Here is a 16372-nt window from a genome sequence, read left to right on the forward strand (position 1 = left end):
GACGGTAGGACGTAGGGCGTGGGGCGGTGGCGTGCGGTTACGCGGCGAGGTGGCGGACGATCCGGCGCAGCTGCTCCTCCCACCGCTCCCGGAACTCCGGCGAGTCCGGCTCGATGCCGAAGATCTGGCGGACGGCGTGCGGCATGGTGGCCGGTGCGGAGACCATGGCGTAGCACATCAGCAGCACGGCGGCCGGGTCGAGGTCGTCCGCCAGCTCGCCCGCCGCCTGCCGGCGCCGCATGTCGGACAGGTCCTCGCGCGGCTCGTCCGCCACCTCGCCGGTCAGCGCCTGCCAGATGGCCAGCCGGATGCCGCGGGGGTCGTCGAACGCCTCCCGGAGGTAGCGGACGACCAGCTCCTCGAAGGGGACCGCGGGGTCGTTGAAGGTCGCCTCGTGCCGCAGCCACTCACGGCCCAGCTCTCGGTAGAGGCCCTCCTTGCCGCCGAAGTAGTAGGTGATCAGCTGCTTGTTGAGGCCCGCACGGTCCGCGATGTCCTGGACGCGCGCGCCCGCGAACCCCTTCTCGGAGAACTCGTCCATGGCCGCCTCCAGCAGCAGCCGCCGGGAGCGCTCCGGGCACTGCTTGCGCTCCTCGGGCGTGGGGGCGCGGCGGGGCCTCTTGGGCGTCCCCTGCATCGTCGTCATCTCCTCTTCCTCGGCCCGGACAGGCTAGCCGGGGGCTCCGGCCATGCTTTCATCCAATTGTTTGACAACGTCATCCGTTTGGATGAACCTGACTGCGGTTACGTACGGATCGCATGACAGGCAAGGAGATTGATCATGTTCGTGGTGACCGGAGCCACCGGAAACGTCGGCAGCCATGTGGTGAAGCAGCTGGCCGACGCGGGCGCCGAGGTGCTCGCGCTCACCCGCGACCCCGAGGCGGCCCGGCTGCCGGAGGGCGTGCGGGCGGCCCGCACCGATGAGCTGCCCCTGGACGGTGCCACGGCGCTGTTCCTCAACCCCGCGGTGGTCTGGCAGGTCGGGTCCGAGAAGATCCTCGAGCGGGCCAAGGAGAGCGGGGTGCGGCGGATCGTGATGCTCTCCTCGTCCTCCGTCCTGGACGATGTCGATCCGCAGCGGAACCCGATCGGCGCCCGCCACCGCGCGCTGGAGGACGAGGTCGAGGCCACGGGTCTTGAATGGACGTTCGTCCGCCCGGGCGGCTTCGCCGCGAACGCGTTGCAGTGGGCGGACCAGATCAAGGCCGGGGACGTGGTGTACGGGCCGTACGCCGGGGCGCAGATGGCGCTCATCCACGAGGCCGACATGGGCGCGGTCTCCGCCCGCGCCCTGCTCACCGACGACCTGGTCGGCAAGACCCCGGAGCTGACCGGACCCGAGTCGCTGAGCTTCGCCGACCAGGTGCGCGTCATCGGCGAGGTCCTCGGGCGGCCGCTGCGGTACGAGGAGATCCCGCACGAGGCGGCGCGGGAGCGGATGTCCGGCGGGTTCCTCACGCCGGAGATGGCGGATTCGCTGCTGCGGGTCTTCGCGGAGCTGGTGGACCGGCCGCAGACGATCTCGCCGGAGGTGGAGCGCATCACGGGGCGCCCCGGGTTGACGTTCGCCCAGTGGGTGGAGGACCACGTGGGCGCCTTCCGCTGAGGCGCGTTCCGCTGAGGCGCGTTCCGCTGAGGCGCGTTCCGCTGAGGCGCGTTCCGCGCCGGGACCCGACCACGCACCGGGGCGGGCCCGGGGCCGGGCGGCCGTGCCGGTTGCGCCTGCGGCGGGCTGTCCCCTACCCGCCCCTTCCCACAACCGGGGCTCCGCCCCGGACCCCGCTCCTCAAACGCCGGAGGGGCTGATTTCAGCCCGTCCGGCGATTGAGGACACGCCCGAAGGGCGTCCGGGGTCCCAGGGGGCGGAGCCCCATGGTTCGGGAAGGGGCGGGTAGGGGACACGGCCCGCCGCAGGCGCGCAGCCGGTGTGCGCTCGCCGGTGCCAGGGCCGCCTCAGGACGCGGTCCGCGTGCCGCGCTTGCCCGTCTGCTTCTTCGCGGCCGTCTTCTTGGCTGCACTCTTCTTGGCCGCGGCCTTCTTCGCGCCCGTCTGCCTCTTCCCGGCGGACTCCTCCTCCGCGGCCTTGGCGGTCTTCGCCGCCGTCTTCTTCCCGGCCGCGGTGGTCTTCTTGGTGGTGGTCGTCTTCGTCTTCGTCGCGGCCTTCTTCGCCGGTGCCTTCTTACGGCCGCGCAGCTCGTGGACCGTCGCCTCCCCCTCCTCCTCGGCTCCGCCCTCCCGGTCCTCCGCGGCCTCCCCGGCCTCCGCGGCCTCTCCCGTCCCCTCGCCCCGGGCCTCCTTGGCGCTGCGGACGCTCTCCTTCAGCGCCGCCATCAGGTCGACCACCTGCGCGCCCGCGGGTCGCTCACCGGGCTCGGCGGTGGGCGTGGCGCCGGACATCTTCGCCGCCACCAGCTCCTCCAGCGCCTCGTGGTACTCGTCGCGCAGATCGTTCAGATCCACCTCTCCGAGCGTCTCCATGAGGGTGTCCGCGAGGTCCAGTTCCGCCGGCTTCACGGTGACCTTCTCCTTGGGGGCCACCCCCGCGGGCTCGCGCACCTCGTCCGGCCAGAGCAGCCGGTGCAGCGCGATCGTGTCGCCGACGACGCGCAGCATTCCCAGCCGCTCCCGGCCGCGGTGGGCGTATTTGGCGATGGCGACCTTCTCGCTGCGCTTGAGCGCCTCGCGCAGCAGGGTGTACGGCTTGGCCCCGGCGGCGCCGCTGGTGCCCAGGTAGTAGGCGTCGCCCATCTGGAGCGGATCGATCTCGGAGGCGGAGATGAACGCCTCGATCTCCAGGGTGTGGGTGGTGGGCAGCGGAAGCGCCGCGAGGTCCTCCTCGGTGATCGGGACCAGCGCGCCGTCCGCGTCCTCGTACGCCCGCCCGATCTCGCCCGACTCAACCGGCTTGTCCTCGAGCTCGCAGACCTTGCGGTAGCGGATGCGGCCGTTGTCGCGGAGGTGGATCTGCCGGAACGAGATCGAGTGGTCCTCGGTGGCCGGATAGATCTTGATCGGAATGCTCACCAGGCCGAAGGAAATGTTCCCATTCCAGATAGATCGCATGCTTGATCCCTTTCGTGAGATTCTTATCGTATGTCCCCGATCGCGGAGGTGGAGGGGCGGCGGATCACGCTCAGGAACCTCGACAAGGTCATCCATCCGGCCACCGGCACCACCAAGGGCGAGCTGCTGCACTATCTGGCGTCGACCGCGGACGCGCTCCTCGGTCATCTGCGCGGGCGGCCGCTGGCGTTCCTGCGCTACCCGGACGGCCCCGACGGCCAGAAGTTCTTCACCAAGAACCCGCCTCCGGGCACGCCTTCCTGGGTGACGACGGCCGAGGTCACCCGCCATAAGGGGGAGACCGCGCGGCAGGTGGTGATCCAGGACCTGCCCTCGCTGATGTGGTCGGCCAACCTCGTGGTGGAGCTCCACACCCCGATGTGGCGGATCGACCAGGGCGTGGGCATCGCCGACCGGCTCGTCTTCGACCTCGACCCCGGACCGCCCGCCACGATCGTGGACTGCCGCATCGTCGCCGTATGGCTGCGCGAGCGGCTGGCCGATGACGGCCTTACGGCGTACGCGAAGACCAGTGGCTCCAAGGGGCTGCATCTGCTGGTGCCGGTGGAGCCGACCTCCTCCCGGCGGACCACCGCCTACGCCAGACGGCTGGCCCTGGAGGCCGCGAACGCCATGCCGGACCTCGTCATCCGTAAGATGACCCGCTCGCTGCGGCCGGGGAAGGTGTACGTGGACTTCAGCCAGAACGCCGCCGCGAAGACCACCGCCGCGCCCTACACCCCCCGCGCCGTCCCCGAACCGGCCGTCTCCGCGCCCGTCACCTGGGAGGAGGTCGAGGCGTGCGGCGACCCGGCGGCGCTGACCTTCCTGATCGACGACATCCCCGCGCGGCTCGACCGCCACGGGGATCTGCTCGCCCCGCTGCTGGACCCGGCGGAGGGGCGCCCGCTGCCGACGGGCGAGGCCGAGGCCGGGGAGGACGAAGACCTCGGCCGAGGCGGCGACGAAGACAACGGCCAAGGGGACGACGAAGGCGCGGCCGACCGATGACGTCGCCCTCCCATGAGCCGCCCCTTGAGCCACCCCTCGACGTGGCGCTGGCCCGTGTCGTCCCGATCCTGCCCCTCGCCCCGCCCGGACGGCGGCTGGCGTACGAGCCCAAGTTCGACGGCCATCGGCTGCTGATCTTCCGGCTGGGGGACACCGTAAGGATGCAGGCCCGCTCCGGCCGCATCGTCACCCGCGCCTTCCCCGACCTGGTGGCCGCCGCGCGGCCGCTGCCGCCCGGCACGGTCCTCGACGGCGAGGTGGTGGTGTGGGCGGGCGGCCGTACGGACTTCGCCGCCGTCCAGAAGCGCGCCTTCGCCGCGTCCGAGTCCCGGGCGGGGCGGCTCGCCCGGGAACTGCCCGCCTCCTACGCCGCCTTCGACCTGCTCGCGATCGGCGCGGAGGATCTGCGGCCGCTTCCGTACGAACAGCGCCGCGCCCGGCTGATGGCGCTCCTCGAACCGCTCGGCCCACCGCTCCAGGCCGTGCCGATGACGACCGATCCGGAGCTCGCCGCCACCTGGTACGAGTCGCTCCTGGAGATCGGTATCGAGGGCCTGGTCATCAAGGAGCTGGACCAGCCCTATCGGCCGGGCCGCCACTGGCGGAAGGTGCGCCATTCGGAGACCCGGGACGCCGTGGTCGTCGGCGTCGTCGGCCCCCGCCTCCGCCCGCGCGCCCTCGCGCTGGTGCTCCCCGGCGACGACGCGCCGTTGATCTCCGCCCCGCTCTCCACGGCCGTCCGCGCCCAGCTCGGCACGGCCCTGCGCGACCTGCCCGACCCCGAGCCCCCGCCCGCCGAACTCCCCACCGCCCTGGACCGGGTCGGCGCCGAGATCGCCTACCGCCCCATCGCCCCGGACCTGATCGTCGAGGTCCGCCAGGAAGGCACGGTCCGCCACGCGGCGACGAGGGTCATGCGCCTCCGCATCCCCGACTGACCCCCTTCGGCTGACCCGTGCCCTGTGTGCCCCGGCCGTGCGACGATGCGCGGATGCGGGTGACGGTCGTGGGCAGCGGTGACGCTTCTGGCTCGGGCGGGCGGTTCCAGACCTGCCCGGCGGTGGCCCCCGACCTGCCCGGCGGTGGCCCCCGACCCGGCCGGCCCGCCCCACGTCCTGGTGGATCTACGGACCCGGTGGGCCCGCCGGATCCGGAGGCCCCGTCACCACCGCCGTCACCCTGCTGCCCGGGGCCAGTTCACCCCGTTCCGCCAGCCCGTACACACCCCACAGCAGTTTCGCCACGTACCGCCGCTCCAGCCGGATCCCGTGCCGCGCCTCGAACTCCGCCGCGAACGCCTCCAGCTCCGCCGGGACCCGCCCGTAGCCGCCGCCGTGGTAGCCGTGCTCGATCCGCCAGTTGGCGAAGGCCCGCCCCCACCCCCGCTCGTGCAGCGCGGCCACCTCGCGGTCCAGGTAGCCCTCCGCCCCCTTCAGGACGGCGAACCCCACCGCCCGGGCGCCGGGCGGGAGTGCGGCGGCGATCCCGGCCAGCGTGCCGCCGGTGCCCACCGCGCAGCACACCACATCGCCCGGCCCCAGGTCGGGCAGGTCGGGCAGCTCCGCGACGAGCTCCGCCGCGCCGCGCGCCGCCAGGACGTTCGTACCGCCCTCCGGGAGCACATAGGCACGCCCCCACCGCTCCTCAAGCGCCCGTAGGGTGCCGGGGGCGCCCTCGCCCAGGCCGCGCAGCGTCTCGCGGTAGGCGGAGCGGGTGACGAAGGCCAGCTCCATGCCGTGTGCCTCGGCCCGCGCCAGCGACCAGTTGCGCGGCGCGTCGGCCAGCTCGTCGCCCCGGATGACCCCGACCGTCGACAGCCCGTACGCGGCCCCCGCCGCGGCCACCGCCCGGATGTGGTTGGAGTACGCCCCGCCGAACGTGAGCAGCCGGGTGTGGCCGCGCTCGACGGCCGCGCGCAGATTCGGGGTGAGCTTGCGCCACTTGTTGCCCGGCACCAGCGGGTGGATGAGATCGTCCCGCTTCAGCCGCAGCGCCACGCCCCGGTCGGCGAGCCATGGGTCGGCCACGTCCCGTACGGGGGACGGCAGCCGGGGCCGTATCGGGCCGGTGGTGTCTGGCGGGCGTCTCACCTCTCCATTCTCTCCGCAGCCCCTCGGTCGCTGAGTCGCGCCGGGGACGACGCGTCGGGAAATGTTGACGCGTCGGAAATCTCCGACGTAATCTCCGGGTCGTGCCCACAGACGTCTTCAGCGCGCTCGCCAACCCCGTGCGCCGCAAGCTGCTCGACTGCCTCCGGGACGGCCCCCGCGCCGTCAACGACCTCGCGGGCGAGTTCGAGCTGAGCAGACCGGCGATCTCGGAACATCTCCAGGTGCTCCGGCAGGCCCGGCTCGTACGGGAGGAGCCGCGGGGGCGGCAGCGGTACTACCACCTGGAGGCGGATCCGCTCGCCGAGGTGCGGCAGTGGCTGCATCCCTTCGAGCACTACTGGCGCGGCCGGCTCCACGCGCTGCGCGACGTCCTCGACGAGGAGAACCCATGACCGAGCCCGATGCCATCCACTGCGACCAGTTCCTGCCCCACCCCCCGGCCGTCGTATGGCAGGCCCTCACCGATCCGCGGCTGCACGCGCGGTGGTGGGCCGCGGGCGATGTGCGGGCGGAGGTCGGCCACCGCTTCACGCTCGACATGGGGTCCTGGGGGGAGCAGCCCTGCGAGGTGATCGCCGTCGAGCCGGAGCGGCTGCTGAGCTACCGGTTCGCCCAGGCCACCCTGGACACCACCATCACCTGGCGCCTCGAGCCGGAGGGCGCCGGCACCCGGCTCTTCCTCGAGCACGCCGGGTTCGACCTCGACTCCCCGCTGGGCAGGAAGGCCCTCGATGGGATGGGTCGCGGCTGGCCCTCGGTCCTCGAGCACCTCGCGACGGTCCTCGCCGAACCGGCGGGCTGATCGGCAAGGCTTACGAGAAGCGCGCTATCGCCGTCATCGTCGGCCGCAGATTCCGCACCGCGGGCAGCCACCGCATCAGCGGCGCAAGCGCCCCGTAGTAGAACCCCCGCCCGCGCGGCGGCGGCACCTCGCGCACCTCCGTGATCGCCGGATGGGCCGTCCGCACCTTCGGCAGCTCACCCGCGTCCATGCCCCACGGCATGGGCGGCGCCTGATAGCCCCCGGCGGTCCGCATCTCGCCGCGTACCGTCCGGGCGCTGAACCACCGCGGCACCGCGTCGAAGACCAGCGCCCCGCCCCGGAACCGCTCGGCGCACCCCGCGATCAGGTCCTTCACCTCGGTCGGCCGCAGATACATCAGCAGCCCCTGCGCGGTGATCAGCACCCCGCGCGCCGGATCGACCTCGTCCCGCCAGGACAGGTCGAGCGCCGAGCGGGCGAGGGTGCGCCGCCGCTCGTCGTCCGGCAGCAGCGCCCGCCGCACCTCGGCGGTCTCCGGCAGCTCCACGCACAGCCAGCGCGCCCGCCCGTTGTCCACCCGCCAGTACTGCGTCTCCAGACCCTCGGCGAGCGTGACGACCGTGCCGTCCGGATGCTCGTCCAGGAAGGCCCGTACGGCGGTGTCAAAGGTGCGGACCCGCAGCGCGTGGCCCTGCGCCAGCAGCGGGCTGGGCGTTCCGAAGGTCTCCTCGAAGGGGTAGTCGACACGCTCGACCAGCTCCACGGCCTTGGGGTCGTCCAGCACGGTCCGCGCCCGGCGGGCCTCGGCGGCCCGCATATAGAGGTTCCACAGCAGGGTCTCGGGCACCCCGCTCAGCTCGACGCGCCGGCCGCCCTTGCCGGCCCCGCTCCTGGTTCCGTTCCCGGCCCCGTTCCCGTTTTCGTTCGGTCCGGCGTCCGCCATGGCGTCGTCACTCCTCGCACGCGCGTCCCTCGGCGTTTCCCCCGCCTCCACCGTCTCTCCCGCCATTCAACCTCACCCGATCTCCCATCCGGAACGGCGAACGCCCCGGCCCCCGGACGAATCCGGGGCCGGGGCGTTCAGGCGGTACGGCGGTCCTTCAACCCGCCTCGGCCGGAACCGGGCCGATCGACCGGCCCGCCCACTCGGGGGCCTTCTCGAGCAGATCCGTCAGCCGCTCCTTCACCTCATCGGGGAACGGAGCCGAGCGGCTCTCCTTCTGGTCGATGTGGAGCGCGAGCAGCTCGGTCGTGGCCACGGGGGCGCCGTCCGGCTCGCCCACATGCATCTCGTGGGTGAACCGGACCTTCTTCTCGTCCACGCCGATGACGCGCGTACGGATGGTGAGTTCGGCGCCCTCCTCGACCTCGTTCAGATACCGGATGTGCGACTCCACGGTGTAGAGGGAGCAGCCGGTCTTGGCGCGGTAGGCGGAGTCGAGCCCGGTCTCCACCATCATCTCGTCGGTGCTGTGGCCGAAGACGAGGACGTAGAACGCCTCGCTCATATGGCCGTTGTAGTCGATCCACTCGGGACGTACGGTCTGCCGGTAGTCGGGGAGCGTGCTGCTCACTTCTCGTCTCCCATGGTGCTGGGGGTATGTGCGATGCCGTCCGTCCCCTCGGTGCGCTGCCGCGGCAGACGGCCAGTCGCCCGCAGGACGTCTATGACGCCCTGGTCCCGCTCCGCGACGAGCTGCGCGATGGTGCGGCTGCCCGCCGCCTCGTCACAGCCGTCGACCATGGCCGCACGCAGCGTGTCGTCCAGCTCAGGCGCCTCGAGACGGGTCCACGGAGACTTCAACGAGGGTCCGAAGTGGTCGAGCATATGTCCCATGCCTCCGTCGCCGCCCGCCAGGGCGAACGTGAGGCACGGACCCATGAACGCCCACCGCAGTCCGGGCCCCTCGGTGATGGAGTCGTCGATCTCCTTCACCGTGGCCTCACCGTTGGCCACCATGTGCAGCGCCTCCCGCCACAGCGCCTCCTGGAGCCGGTTGGCGATGAAGCCGGGCAGCTCGCGCTCCATGGTGATCACGGACTTGCCCGCCACCTTGTAGAAGCGCGAGGCCCACTCGACCGCCGCGGCGTCCGTCTGCTTCCCGCCGACGACCTCGACCAGCGGAATGAGATACGGCGGATTGAAGGGGTGGCCGACGACGAGGCGGCCGGGGTCGGCGGCCTCGGTCTGCATATCGGTCATCGGATAGCCGGAGGTGGAGGACGCGATGACGACCCCGGGCGGGGCCGCCGCGTCCAGCTGGGCCAGCAGCGACCGCTTGAGCTCCAGCTTCTCCGGGGCGCTCTCCTGGACGAACTGCGCGTCGGCCACGGCCTCCGCCAGTGTCGCGGCGACGGTCAGCCGGTCGGGGGAGGCGCCGTCGGCGAGGCCGATCTGCTCCAGGGCGGGCCAGGCGGCCGCCACGAGACGGCGCAGCTTCTCCTCGGCGTCGGGGGCCGGGTCCCAGGCGGTGACGTCGTAGCCGCGCGCCAGGAAGTGGGCGACCCAGCCGCCGCCGATGACTCCGGCGCCGACACAGGCGACGCGGCGTACCTCTTCGGGGGCGCAGGGGGATGAGGGCATGGCGGTCCTAAGGGTGTGAGGGGGGAAGAGAGAGGGGAGGCGGTGGGGGATTACGCGCGGGGCTTGAGGCCCAGCCGCTGCCGCGCCTCGTCCGGCGTGGCGACCTTCGCGCCCAGCAGCTCCGTGATCTGGACCGCGCGCTCGACGAGCTGGCCGTTGGTGGCCTTGACGCCCCGGCTGAGGTAGAGGTTGTCCTCGAGACCGACCCGTACGTTCCCGCCGAGCAGGATGGACTGCGCCACCCACGGCATCTGCATCCGGCCCAGCGCGAAGCTGGCCCACTGGGCGCCCTCGGGCAGCATGTTGACCATCGACGCGAGCACGCCCGGATCGGCCGGGGCGCCCCACGGGATGCCCATGCAGAGCTGGAAGACGGTCGGGTCGTCCAGCAGCCCCTCGGCCAGCAGCTGCTTGGCGAACCACAGCTGCCCGGTGTCGAAGATCTCCAGCTCCGGGCGTACGCCCAGCTCCTGGATGCGCTTGGCGCCGGTGCGCAGCATGTCGGGGGTGGAGACGTAGAGGTTGCTGCCGTCGCCGAAGTTGAGCGAGCCGCAGTCCAGGGTGCAGATGTCGGGGAGCAGGTCCTCGACGTGGGGGAGCCGGTCCAGGCCGCTGACCAGGTCGGTGCCGGGGAGGTGGGTGAGCGGGTTCTCCGGGTCGAGGACCAGGTCGCCGCCCATGCCCGCGGTGAGGTTGATGACGACGTCGGTGCCGGTCTCCTTGACCCGCTCCACGACCTCGCGGTAGAGCCGCGGATCGCGGGCGGGGGCGCCGGTCTCGGGGTCGCGTACGTGGATGTGGACCACGGCCGCCCCGGCCTCCGCGGCCTCGACGGCGGAGCGGGCTATCTGCTCGGGGGTGACGGGGACGTGGGGGCTGCGGCCCACGGTGTCACCGGCGCCGGTCAAGGCACACGTGATGATGACGCTGTCGTTCATGGGCATGGGCGTTACTCCCTCTCTTGCGGTGCGCCGCACTCTTGTGGTGCGGAGCTACGGTCCTGACTGGTCGGCGGTCGGTCCGGCCGCGTCGGCGCCGGATCGCCGCGCGGCGGCCGCGTCGGCGCCGGAGCGCCGTGCGGTCAGTTCGGTGTCCACGTACGCGTTGCAGGCGATGTCCATGGCCTCGGCGGTCGTACCGCCCGCACCGGGTCCGGTGGCCAGCACCTGGATGGCGAGTCCGTCGATCAGCGCGGTCAGGCGCAGCGCGCTGAACTGCGGGTCGACGGCGCGGAAGACCCCCTGCTCGATACCGCGCCGGATCACCTCGGCCACGGTCCGCCGCCACTGCTGATAGAAGTCGGCGTGCAGCCGCCCGATGGCCGTGGACCGCGCGGCCTCGGCCCACAGGTCCATCCACACCAGCCACTGCTGCCGCTGCCGCTCGGTGTACGGCGCCTGGAGCGCGATGAGCTGCCGCAGCTCCTCGCGCGCGTCGTCGGCCTCGGCGATCCGGGCGGCGCGGCGCGCGGTGTCCTCGTCCATGCACCAGCGCACGGCGGCCTCGAGCAGCTCGGCGCGGCCCGGGAAGTGGTAGTGGATGGTGGCGGTGCTGGTGTCGCAGGCGGCGGCGATGTCGGCGACGCGTACGGCGTGGAAGCCGCGCTCGGCGATGAGCCGGACCGTCTCCCGCACGATCTGTAGCGGCCGCCCGCTGTCGGGGGGCGCGGTGGGGGCGGGCGGGCGCGGCGCCCCGGCCGCCCCGCCGTCCGCTCTGCCGGCTCCGCCGCCCGTCGCGCCGTCCGTCGCGCCGTCCGTCGTGGTGCCGAGCAGCCATCCGGCGTCCACGTTCCCGGCGTCGGCGATCCGCGCCAGCTCGGCCACGGTGAAGCGCCGGCTCCCGCTGAGCGAACGCGAGAGCTTGGACGGGTCCATCACGACCCGCCGCGCGAATTCGCGCTGGGTACAACCGGCTTCGCCGATCACCTGACGTACGCGTTCCGCCACGTCGAACTGTTGCCGCATGGCCGACACGGTACGGATGCGTTGAGATAAACGCAATGAATGTGACAGTGGGGTGCCTGCTTCCTCCCTAAATATATGGGAATTTCACCCGGGAATTGCGGTGCAGGCTGACTGATGCATCAGTTGTGCACGATGATGTTCGAACACTTACGACTATGCTCACCGGGCGTGAGAACAGGAGCGATCGGGTGACATCGGGTGGGGACGACATACGGCTTATCGGCGGCCGCTACCAGCTGGGCAACCGGCTGGGACGAGGCGGCATGGGCACGGTCTGGCGCGCGTACGACCAGATGCTGGAGCGCGAGGTCGCTGCCAAGGAGCTGAACGTCGCGAGCGACGACCACGAGTACCAGCGACGGCTGCGCCGGGCGCAGAGAGAGGCGCGTACCGTCGCGCGGGTGCACCACCCGCATGTGGTGGGCGTCCATGACCTGGTCGAACACGACGACCGGCTGTGGATCGTGATGGAGCTGATCGACGGCCCCAACCTGGCCCGCCGGATCGCGGACGACGGCCCTCTCACCCCCCGCCACACCGCCGCCCTCGGGCTCCAGCTGCTCGGCGCGCTGGAGGCCGTGCACGCCGCCGGGGCGCTGCACCGCGACGTCAAGCCGGCCAACGTCCTGTTGCGCCGGGACGGCAGCGCGGTCCTCACCGACTTCGGCATCGCCGCCCTGGAAGACGACGAGTCGCTCACCACCACCGGTGAACTCCTCGGCTCCATCGGCTACATGGCGCCCGAGCGGCTGACCGCGGAGGAGGTCGGCCCGCCGTCGGACCTGTGGTCGCTGGGCGCGACCCTGTCCGCGGTCGCCTCCGGCGTACCGCCCTTCCAGCGCGCCACCGGGGCCGCCGCGCTGCACGCGGTCACCTTCGCGGATCCGGAGATCCCGGAACGGGTCGGCCCCCTGCGGCCCATCGTCGAGGCCCTGCTGAACAAGTCCCCGGGCCTGCGCCCGTCCGCGGCCACGATCGGGGCCGCGCTGCGGCGCGTGGCGGACGGGGCGGAAGACCCGGGCCCACTGCCCCCGGCGGGCCCTCCGGCCGACGTCCCGGAGACTCCCACGCACGTGGCGGCCACCCCCGCGGACGTGGCGGACAGCCCGACACTGGCCGGGCCCCCCACGGCGGCCGCACCCCACGCCCTCGGTGGACACCCGACACCAACCGCACCCCACACCCTCGCCGGATCACCGACCCTCGCCGGATCGCCCACCCTCGCCGGATCACCCGCCCTGGACCGGGAACCGACCGTCATGGACCAGGCGGCCGGATCGCCACCCCCTCGACCCCGCGGCCGGGGCCGGGCCCGGACCTGGTGGTGGACGGCGGGCGCGGCGCTCGCGGTGGCGGCCCTCGCCACCGGGCTCTTCTTCGCCTTCGGCCCCCCGTCCGACAACGACGGCGACGACGCCGCGCAGCCTCCCGCCACCGCCACGACCAAGGTGACCGTGGACGCGGCCCGCGGCTGGCAGTCCGCCACGAGCACCCCGATCCAGAAGGGCGACAAGGTGTCGGTCCGCTACACCAGCGGCACCTGGACCGTGGACGCCGCCAACCTCCCACTCGTCGGCCCGGCCGGCCACACCGCCGCCGACGACCAATCCCTCCGCTTCGCCTGGCAGAACTGCAAGGTGAAGTCCGACGTCCCCTTCGGCACCCTCCTGGGCCGCTACCCCGGAAACCCCGGCAACCCCCACGCCGTACACCGTGCCTGGCACTTCCAGGCCACCCGCTCGGGCACCCTGCAACTCCGCGTCAACGACGGCGAGGGCTGCCTCGACGACAACAAGGGAGCCCTCACCCTCACCGTGCGGATCACCCACTGACCGGGCGACGCGGCGCGCCCGAGCACGCGGTTCCGCGAAAAACGTGGGCACCGTGGGCAACGCGCGGGCTTCGCCGACGCATCCTTCCGGGCGGCCCCGGCAGCAGCGCCAGGGTCCACGGCACGAAAGGAGCGTCACTTGGATTCGGAGAAGAGGAAGCAGCCGCTCGCACGGCGACGCGTCCTGGCCCTGACGGCGGGATCCCTCGTCGCCGCGGGGTGCACACAGGGCGAACGGCGGTCCGCCGACAAGACCGGTCACGCCCCCGAGGCAAGGACCTCCGCCGACGGACCGGACGGCGCGCTGGGAGCGAATTTCAACGAGGACCCCGACAGCGTGACCTTCGGCGAACTGCGCGAGCTCTCCGCGAGCTGGCTCCGGGGTTTCGTTCCGATGCCCGAGGTCGAGGACGACGCCTCCCACCAGCGCGCCATCGCGAAGCTCCTGGACGCCCATCGCCTCGGCCACAGCACGGTGCTCTCGCTGAAGTTCCCGTACAACCACCGGCCGATACCCCGGCCGGGCAGCTCCGCCATGGACGCGGAACTCGCCCGGGTCGACAAGGTCCTGCACACCGTCCTCGACACCGTGGACATCCTGGCCATCGGCAACGAGCCGTTCATCGAGAGCCTTCCCCAGGACCGCCGCTCGGGCGCGCTGAACGCGTTCTACGAGACGGTCGCGGAGCACATCATCGCGTACCGGAAGAAGCACTTCGGCTCGCGCTGCCGGACCCACCTCCACATGGGCGCGCTCAACTTCCTCGACAAGCCGGACAAGCGGACCCCGGCCACCGACCGCTGGCTGTCCTTCACCCGCCGGACCCCGGAGATCGAGGGCGTGGACATCCACCCCCATGTGTCCGCGCCGGAGAAGGTGAAGCCCTACCTCGACTACATCCTGCCCCGCCTCCGTGACGGCCAGAAGTTCCTGGTCACCGAGTTCTCCCTGGTCCAGCTGTGGAAGCTGCACCTGAACGACACGATCCCCGCGCGCTTCGCCCGCCGCTACCGCCTTCCGCCGGACACCCCGGTGTGGAAGGTGATCAAGGAAGCCATCGAGCACCCCTTCTCCGAGGAGAAGTGGCGTGACTTCCTCGCCATGAGCCCCTGGTTCGAGAACAACAAACACTTCCTGCGGGACCAGGTGCGCCACTTCCGCGACACCGGACGCCTCGCCGTGGCCACGTACGGCGTCACCCAAGGCGCCGCCATGACCCGGAACTTCGGCCCGGACAAGACACCCTGGCTGCTGAACAGCCTCTACGCCAACCGCACCGTGGAGCGGTCCGAGGACGGCTCACCGGCCCACAACTACGGGTTCTTCGACGACTTCAGAGCCCTCCAGCGCCCAGAGAACTGATCTCCCTCCGGGGCTCCTCCGCCCCGGATGCGAGAGACTCCCGCGATGAGTGGTCGCCGCCTCCGCCTGCACCGTCCCGGCCGGCACCTGGGTGGCGCCCGCCTCCCCGAACCCGTCCTCCTGGCCGGTACGTCCGGGCGGGCCATACGCGTCACGCGGGAAGCGAGTTCAGCCAGTCGACCAGCAGTCGGTTGATCTCCGCCGGGCGCTCCTGCTGGATCCAGTGGCCGCAGTCCTCGAGGATGTGCGAGCCGACGAGCCCGGGCAGTGTGTTCGGGTACGCCTTGATCGCGTCGCCCATCCAGGCGGTCGAGGCGTCCAGGGCGCCGCCGACGAAGAGCGACGGCTGGGTGATGGGCGCGCCGTCGTACTCGGCCAGGTCCTCCCAGTCCCGGTCCATGGTGCGGTAGCGGTTCAGCCCGCCGGTCAGCCCGGTCCGCTCGAACTCACCCGCGTAGACATCGAGGTCCCGCTCGCTCAGCCAGGCGGGCAGCCGCCCGGCGGGGAACCGCTCGCGCATCGTCCGGCCGCGCGTGATGAAGTGCGGGTCGGGCAGATCGGGTCCGGGCATGGTGTCGCCGGACAGCGCGGCGTAGATCCCCGCGAGCCAGCCGCGCACATCCGGCTCGATCTCCGCCTCGGCCCGGCCCGGCTCCTGGAAGTAGGAGACGTAGAACTCCTCGTCCCCGCCCATCCCGGCGAAGACCTCGGAGGGCCTGGGGCCGCCGCGCGGGGCGTACGGCACGCTCAGCAGCCCGACCGCCCGGAACACATCCGGGCGCAGCAGGGCGGAATGGGCGGCGATGGGCGAGCCCCAGTCGTGCCCGATCACCACGGCGGACTCCTCGCCGAGCGCCTCCACCACGGCGACGTTGTCCGCCACCAGCTCCCGCATCCGGTACGCGTCCACCGCCGCGGGCCGGGAGGAGCGGCCGTACCCACGGACGTCGACGGCGGCCACCCGGTACCCGGCCGCGGCCAGCGCGGGCAGCTGGTGGCGCCATGAGTACCAGGACTCCGGAAAGCCGTGGACGAGCAGCACCAGCGGGCCGGTGCCCTGCTCCACGAGGTGGATCCGCCCGGCGGGCGAGGGCACCAGACGGTGGGTGAGGTCGGGTGTGGGCGGCGTCTGCGGCATGGTTTCCTCCCGGGTCGCGCTGAACATCCTGTGTGGCGGCCGATGGGACCGAGCCTGCCGTGCCGTCCACGACGCGGACCACACCCGTTGCCGGTTCGGCAAATCATTCCGGCCGTTCGCCGGTGCTTTGGATGTGCGGGTTCGCCACGTTGCGTCCAGAATTGATCGCACGGAGTCTTCTCGTGGAGGTGAGAGCCGTGGCGACGTACATCACGCTGCTGAACTGGACCGAGCAGGGAGTCCGCGCGTTCAGGGACACCACACAGCGCACCGAGGACTTCGTCGCGGCGCTGGGCAAGCTCGGGGCACGGCTCGTGGACATCTACTGGACTGATGGGCCGTACGACCTCGTGTGCATCGTCGAGGCCCCGGACGACGAGACCGCGACCGCGGCGTCGCTCCAGCTCAGTGCGTTGGGCAATGTCCGCAGCACGACCCTGCGAGCCTTCGGGCGGGAGGATATGGGCCGCATCATCGCCAAGGTCGCCGGCTGAGGCGGTGCGCGCCAGAGGCCGGACGCCGTGTGGGGCCGGTGGCCCGG

At 72.1% G+C, this 16372-nt stretch carries 17 protein-coding genes; 8 read left to right on the forward strand and 9 right to left on the reverse strand.

Going from position 1 to position 16372, the window contains the following annotated elements; all coding sequences use genetic code 11:
- Positions 1-37: 37 nt before the first annotated feature.
- Complete coding sequence (locus tag KHP12_RS30625; protein WP_037948009.1) at positions 38-646, reverse strand: TetR/AcrR family transcriptional regulator; 609 nt, start codon at positions 644-646, stop codon at positions 38-40.
- Positions 647-781: 135 nt separating this feature from the next.
- Here KHP12_RS30625 and KHP12_RS30630 point away from each other — a divergent pair, with 135 nt between their 5' ends.
- On the forward strand, positions 782-1609 hold the full coding sequence (locus tag KHP12_RS30630; RefSeq protein WP_086882707.1) for an NAD(P)H-binding protein: 828 nt from the start codon (positions 782-784) through the stop codon (positions 1607-1609).
- 347 nt (positions 1610-1956) lie between these two features.
- On the opposite strand, the gene ku is transcribed toward KHP12_RS30630, so the two are convergent.
- Complete coding sequence (ku, locus tag KHP12_RS30635; RefSeq protein WP_086885851.1) at positions 1957-3066, reverse strand: non-homologous end joining protein Ku; 1110 nt, start codon at positions 3064-3066, stop codon at positions 1957-1959.
- Between the two features lie 30 nt (positions 3067-3096).
- On the opposite strand from ku, the gene ligD reads away from it, so the two are divergent.
- Entirely contained in the window at positions 3097-4077 is a 981-nt protein-coding gene (gene ligD / locus KHP12_RS30640) for a non-homologous end-joining DNA ligase (protein ID WP_210609716.1), read from the forward strand.
- On the forward strand, positions 4074-5015 hold the full coding sequence (locus KHP12_RS30645; protein ID WP_210609718.1) for an ATP-dependent DNA ligase: 942 nt from the start codon (positions 4074-4076) through the stop codon (positions 5013-5015). The genes ligD and KHP12_RS30645 overlap by 4 nt, the downstream gene beginning before the upstream one ends.
- Before the next feature lie 186 nt (positions 5016-5201).
- On the opposite strand, the gene KHP12_RS30650 is transcribed toward KHP12_RS30645, so the two are convergent.
- Complete coding sequence (locus KHP12_RS30650) at positions 5202-6167, reverse strand: 1-aminocyclopropane-1-carboxylate deaminase/D-cysteine desulfhydrase (protein WP_308036108.1); 966 nt, start codon at positions 6165-6167, stop codon at positions 5202-5204.
- 101 nt (positions 6168-6268) lie between these two features.
- Here KHP12_RS30650 and KHP12_RS30655 point away from each other — a divergent pair, with 101 nt between their 5' ends.
- Positions 6269-6580, forward strand: a complete 312-nt coding sequence (locus tag KHP12_RS30655; protein WP_086885809.1) for an ArsR/SmtB family transcription factor — start codon at positions 6269-6271, stop codon at positions 6578-6580.
- Positions 6577-6990 carry an SRPBCC family protein gene (locus KHP12_RS30660; protein WP_086885810.1) on the forward strand — a complete coding sequence of 138 codons (414 nt, stop codon included), beginning with the start codon at positions 6577-6579 and terminating at the stop codon, positions 6988-6990. Before KHP12_RS30655 ends, KHP12_RS30660 begins: the two co-directional genes overlap by 4 nt.
- Before the next feature lie 10 nt (positions 6991-7000).
- Here KHP12_RS30660 and KHP12_RS30665 read toward each other — a convergent pair whose 3' ends face one another.
- From KHP12_RS30665 to KHP12_RS30685, 5 genes are all read right to left on the reverse strand, one after another.
- The gene (locus KHP12_RS30665) at positions 7001-7894 is read right to left on the reverse strand and encodes a class I SAM-dependent methyltransferase (protein WP_244203392.1); all 894 of its coding nucleotides are present in this window, start codon (positions 7892-7894) and stop codon (positions 7001-7003) included.
- Between the two features lie 157 nt (positions 7895-8051).
- Positions 8052-8525, reverse strand: a complete 474-nt coding sequence (locus KHP12_RS30670) for a thioesterase family protein (protein ID WP_086885811.1) — start codon at positions 8523-8525, stop codon at positions 8052-8054.
- Positions 8522-9535, reverse strand: a complete 1014-nt coding sequence (locus KHP12_RS30675; RefSeq protein ID WP_086885812.1) for a 3-hydroxyacyl-CoA dehydrogenase NAD-binding domain-containing protein — start codon at positions 9533-9535, stop codon at positions 8522-8524. Before KHP12_RS30675 ends, KHP12_RS30670 begins: the two co-directional genes overlap by 4 nt.
- A 50-nt stretch (positions 9536-9585) precedes the next feature.
- On the reverse strand, positions 9586-10479 hold the full coding sequence (locus KHP12_RS30680) for a beta-keto acid cleavage family enzyme (RefSeq protein WP_210609720.1): 894 nt from the start codon (positions 10477-10479) through the stop codon (positions 9586-9588).
- A 48-nt stretch (positions 10480-10527) separates the two neighbouring features.
- A complete protein-coding gene (locus tag KHP12_RS30685) occupies positions 10528-11499 on the reverse strand; it encodes a TetR/AcrR family transcriptional regulator (protein WP_211833946.1) in 972 nt (323 codons plus the stop codon).
- A 188-nt stretch (positions 11500-11687) separates the two neighbouring features.
- On the opposite strand from KHP12_RS30685, the gene KHP12_RS52510 reads away from it, so the two are divergent.
- Together KHP12_RS52510 and KHP12_RS30695 are read left to right on the forward strand one after the other, a co-directional pair.
- On the forward strand, positions 11688-13331 hold the full coding sequence (locus tag KHP12_RS52510; RefSeq protein ID WP_167442734.1) for a serine/threonine-protein kinase: 1644 nt from the start codon (positions 11688-11690) through the stop codon (positions 13329-13331).
- A gap of 138 nt (positions 13332-13469) precedes the next feature.
- On the forward strand, positions 13470-14693 hold the full coding sequence (locus KHP12_RS30695; protein WP_086885269.1) for a hypothetical protein: 1224 nt from the start codon (positions 13470-13472) through the stop codon (positions 14691-14693).
- A gap of 151 nt (positions 14694-14844) precedes the next feature.
- Here KHP12_RS30695 and KHP12_RS30700 read toward each other — a convergent pair whose 3' ends face one another.
- Positions 14845-15831, reverse strand: coding sequence for an alpha/beta fold hydrolase (locus tag KHP12_RS30700; RefSeq protein WP_086885268.1), 987 nt, complete (start codon positions 15829-15831; stop codon positions 14845-14847).
- Positions 15832-16028: 197 nt separating this feature from the next.
- On the opposite strand from KHP12_RS30700, the gene KHP12_RS30705 reads away from it, so the two are divergent.
- Positions 16029-16325: a GYD domain-containing protein gene (locus KHP12_RS30705; protein WP_086885272.1), complete on the forward strand. Its 297-nt coding sequence runs from the start codon at positions 16029-16031 to the stop codon at positions 16323-16325.
- The last annotated feature ends 47 nt before the right edge of the window (positions 16326-16372 follow it).

The sequence above is a fragment of the Streptomyces asiaticus genome (assembly GCF_018138715.1).
In the GTDB taxonomy this organism is placed as follows: Bacteria; Actinomycetota; Actinomycetes; order Streptomycetales; family Streptomycetaceae; genus Streptomyces; species Streptomyces asiaticus.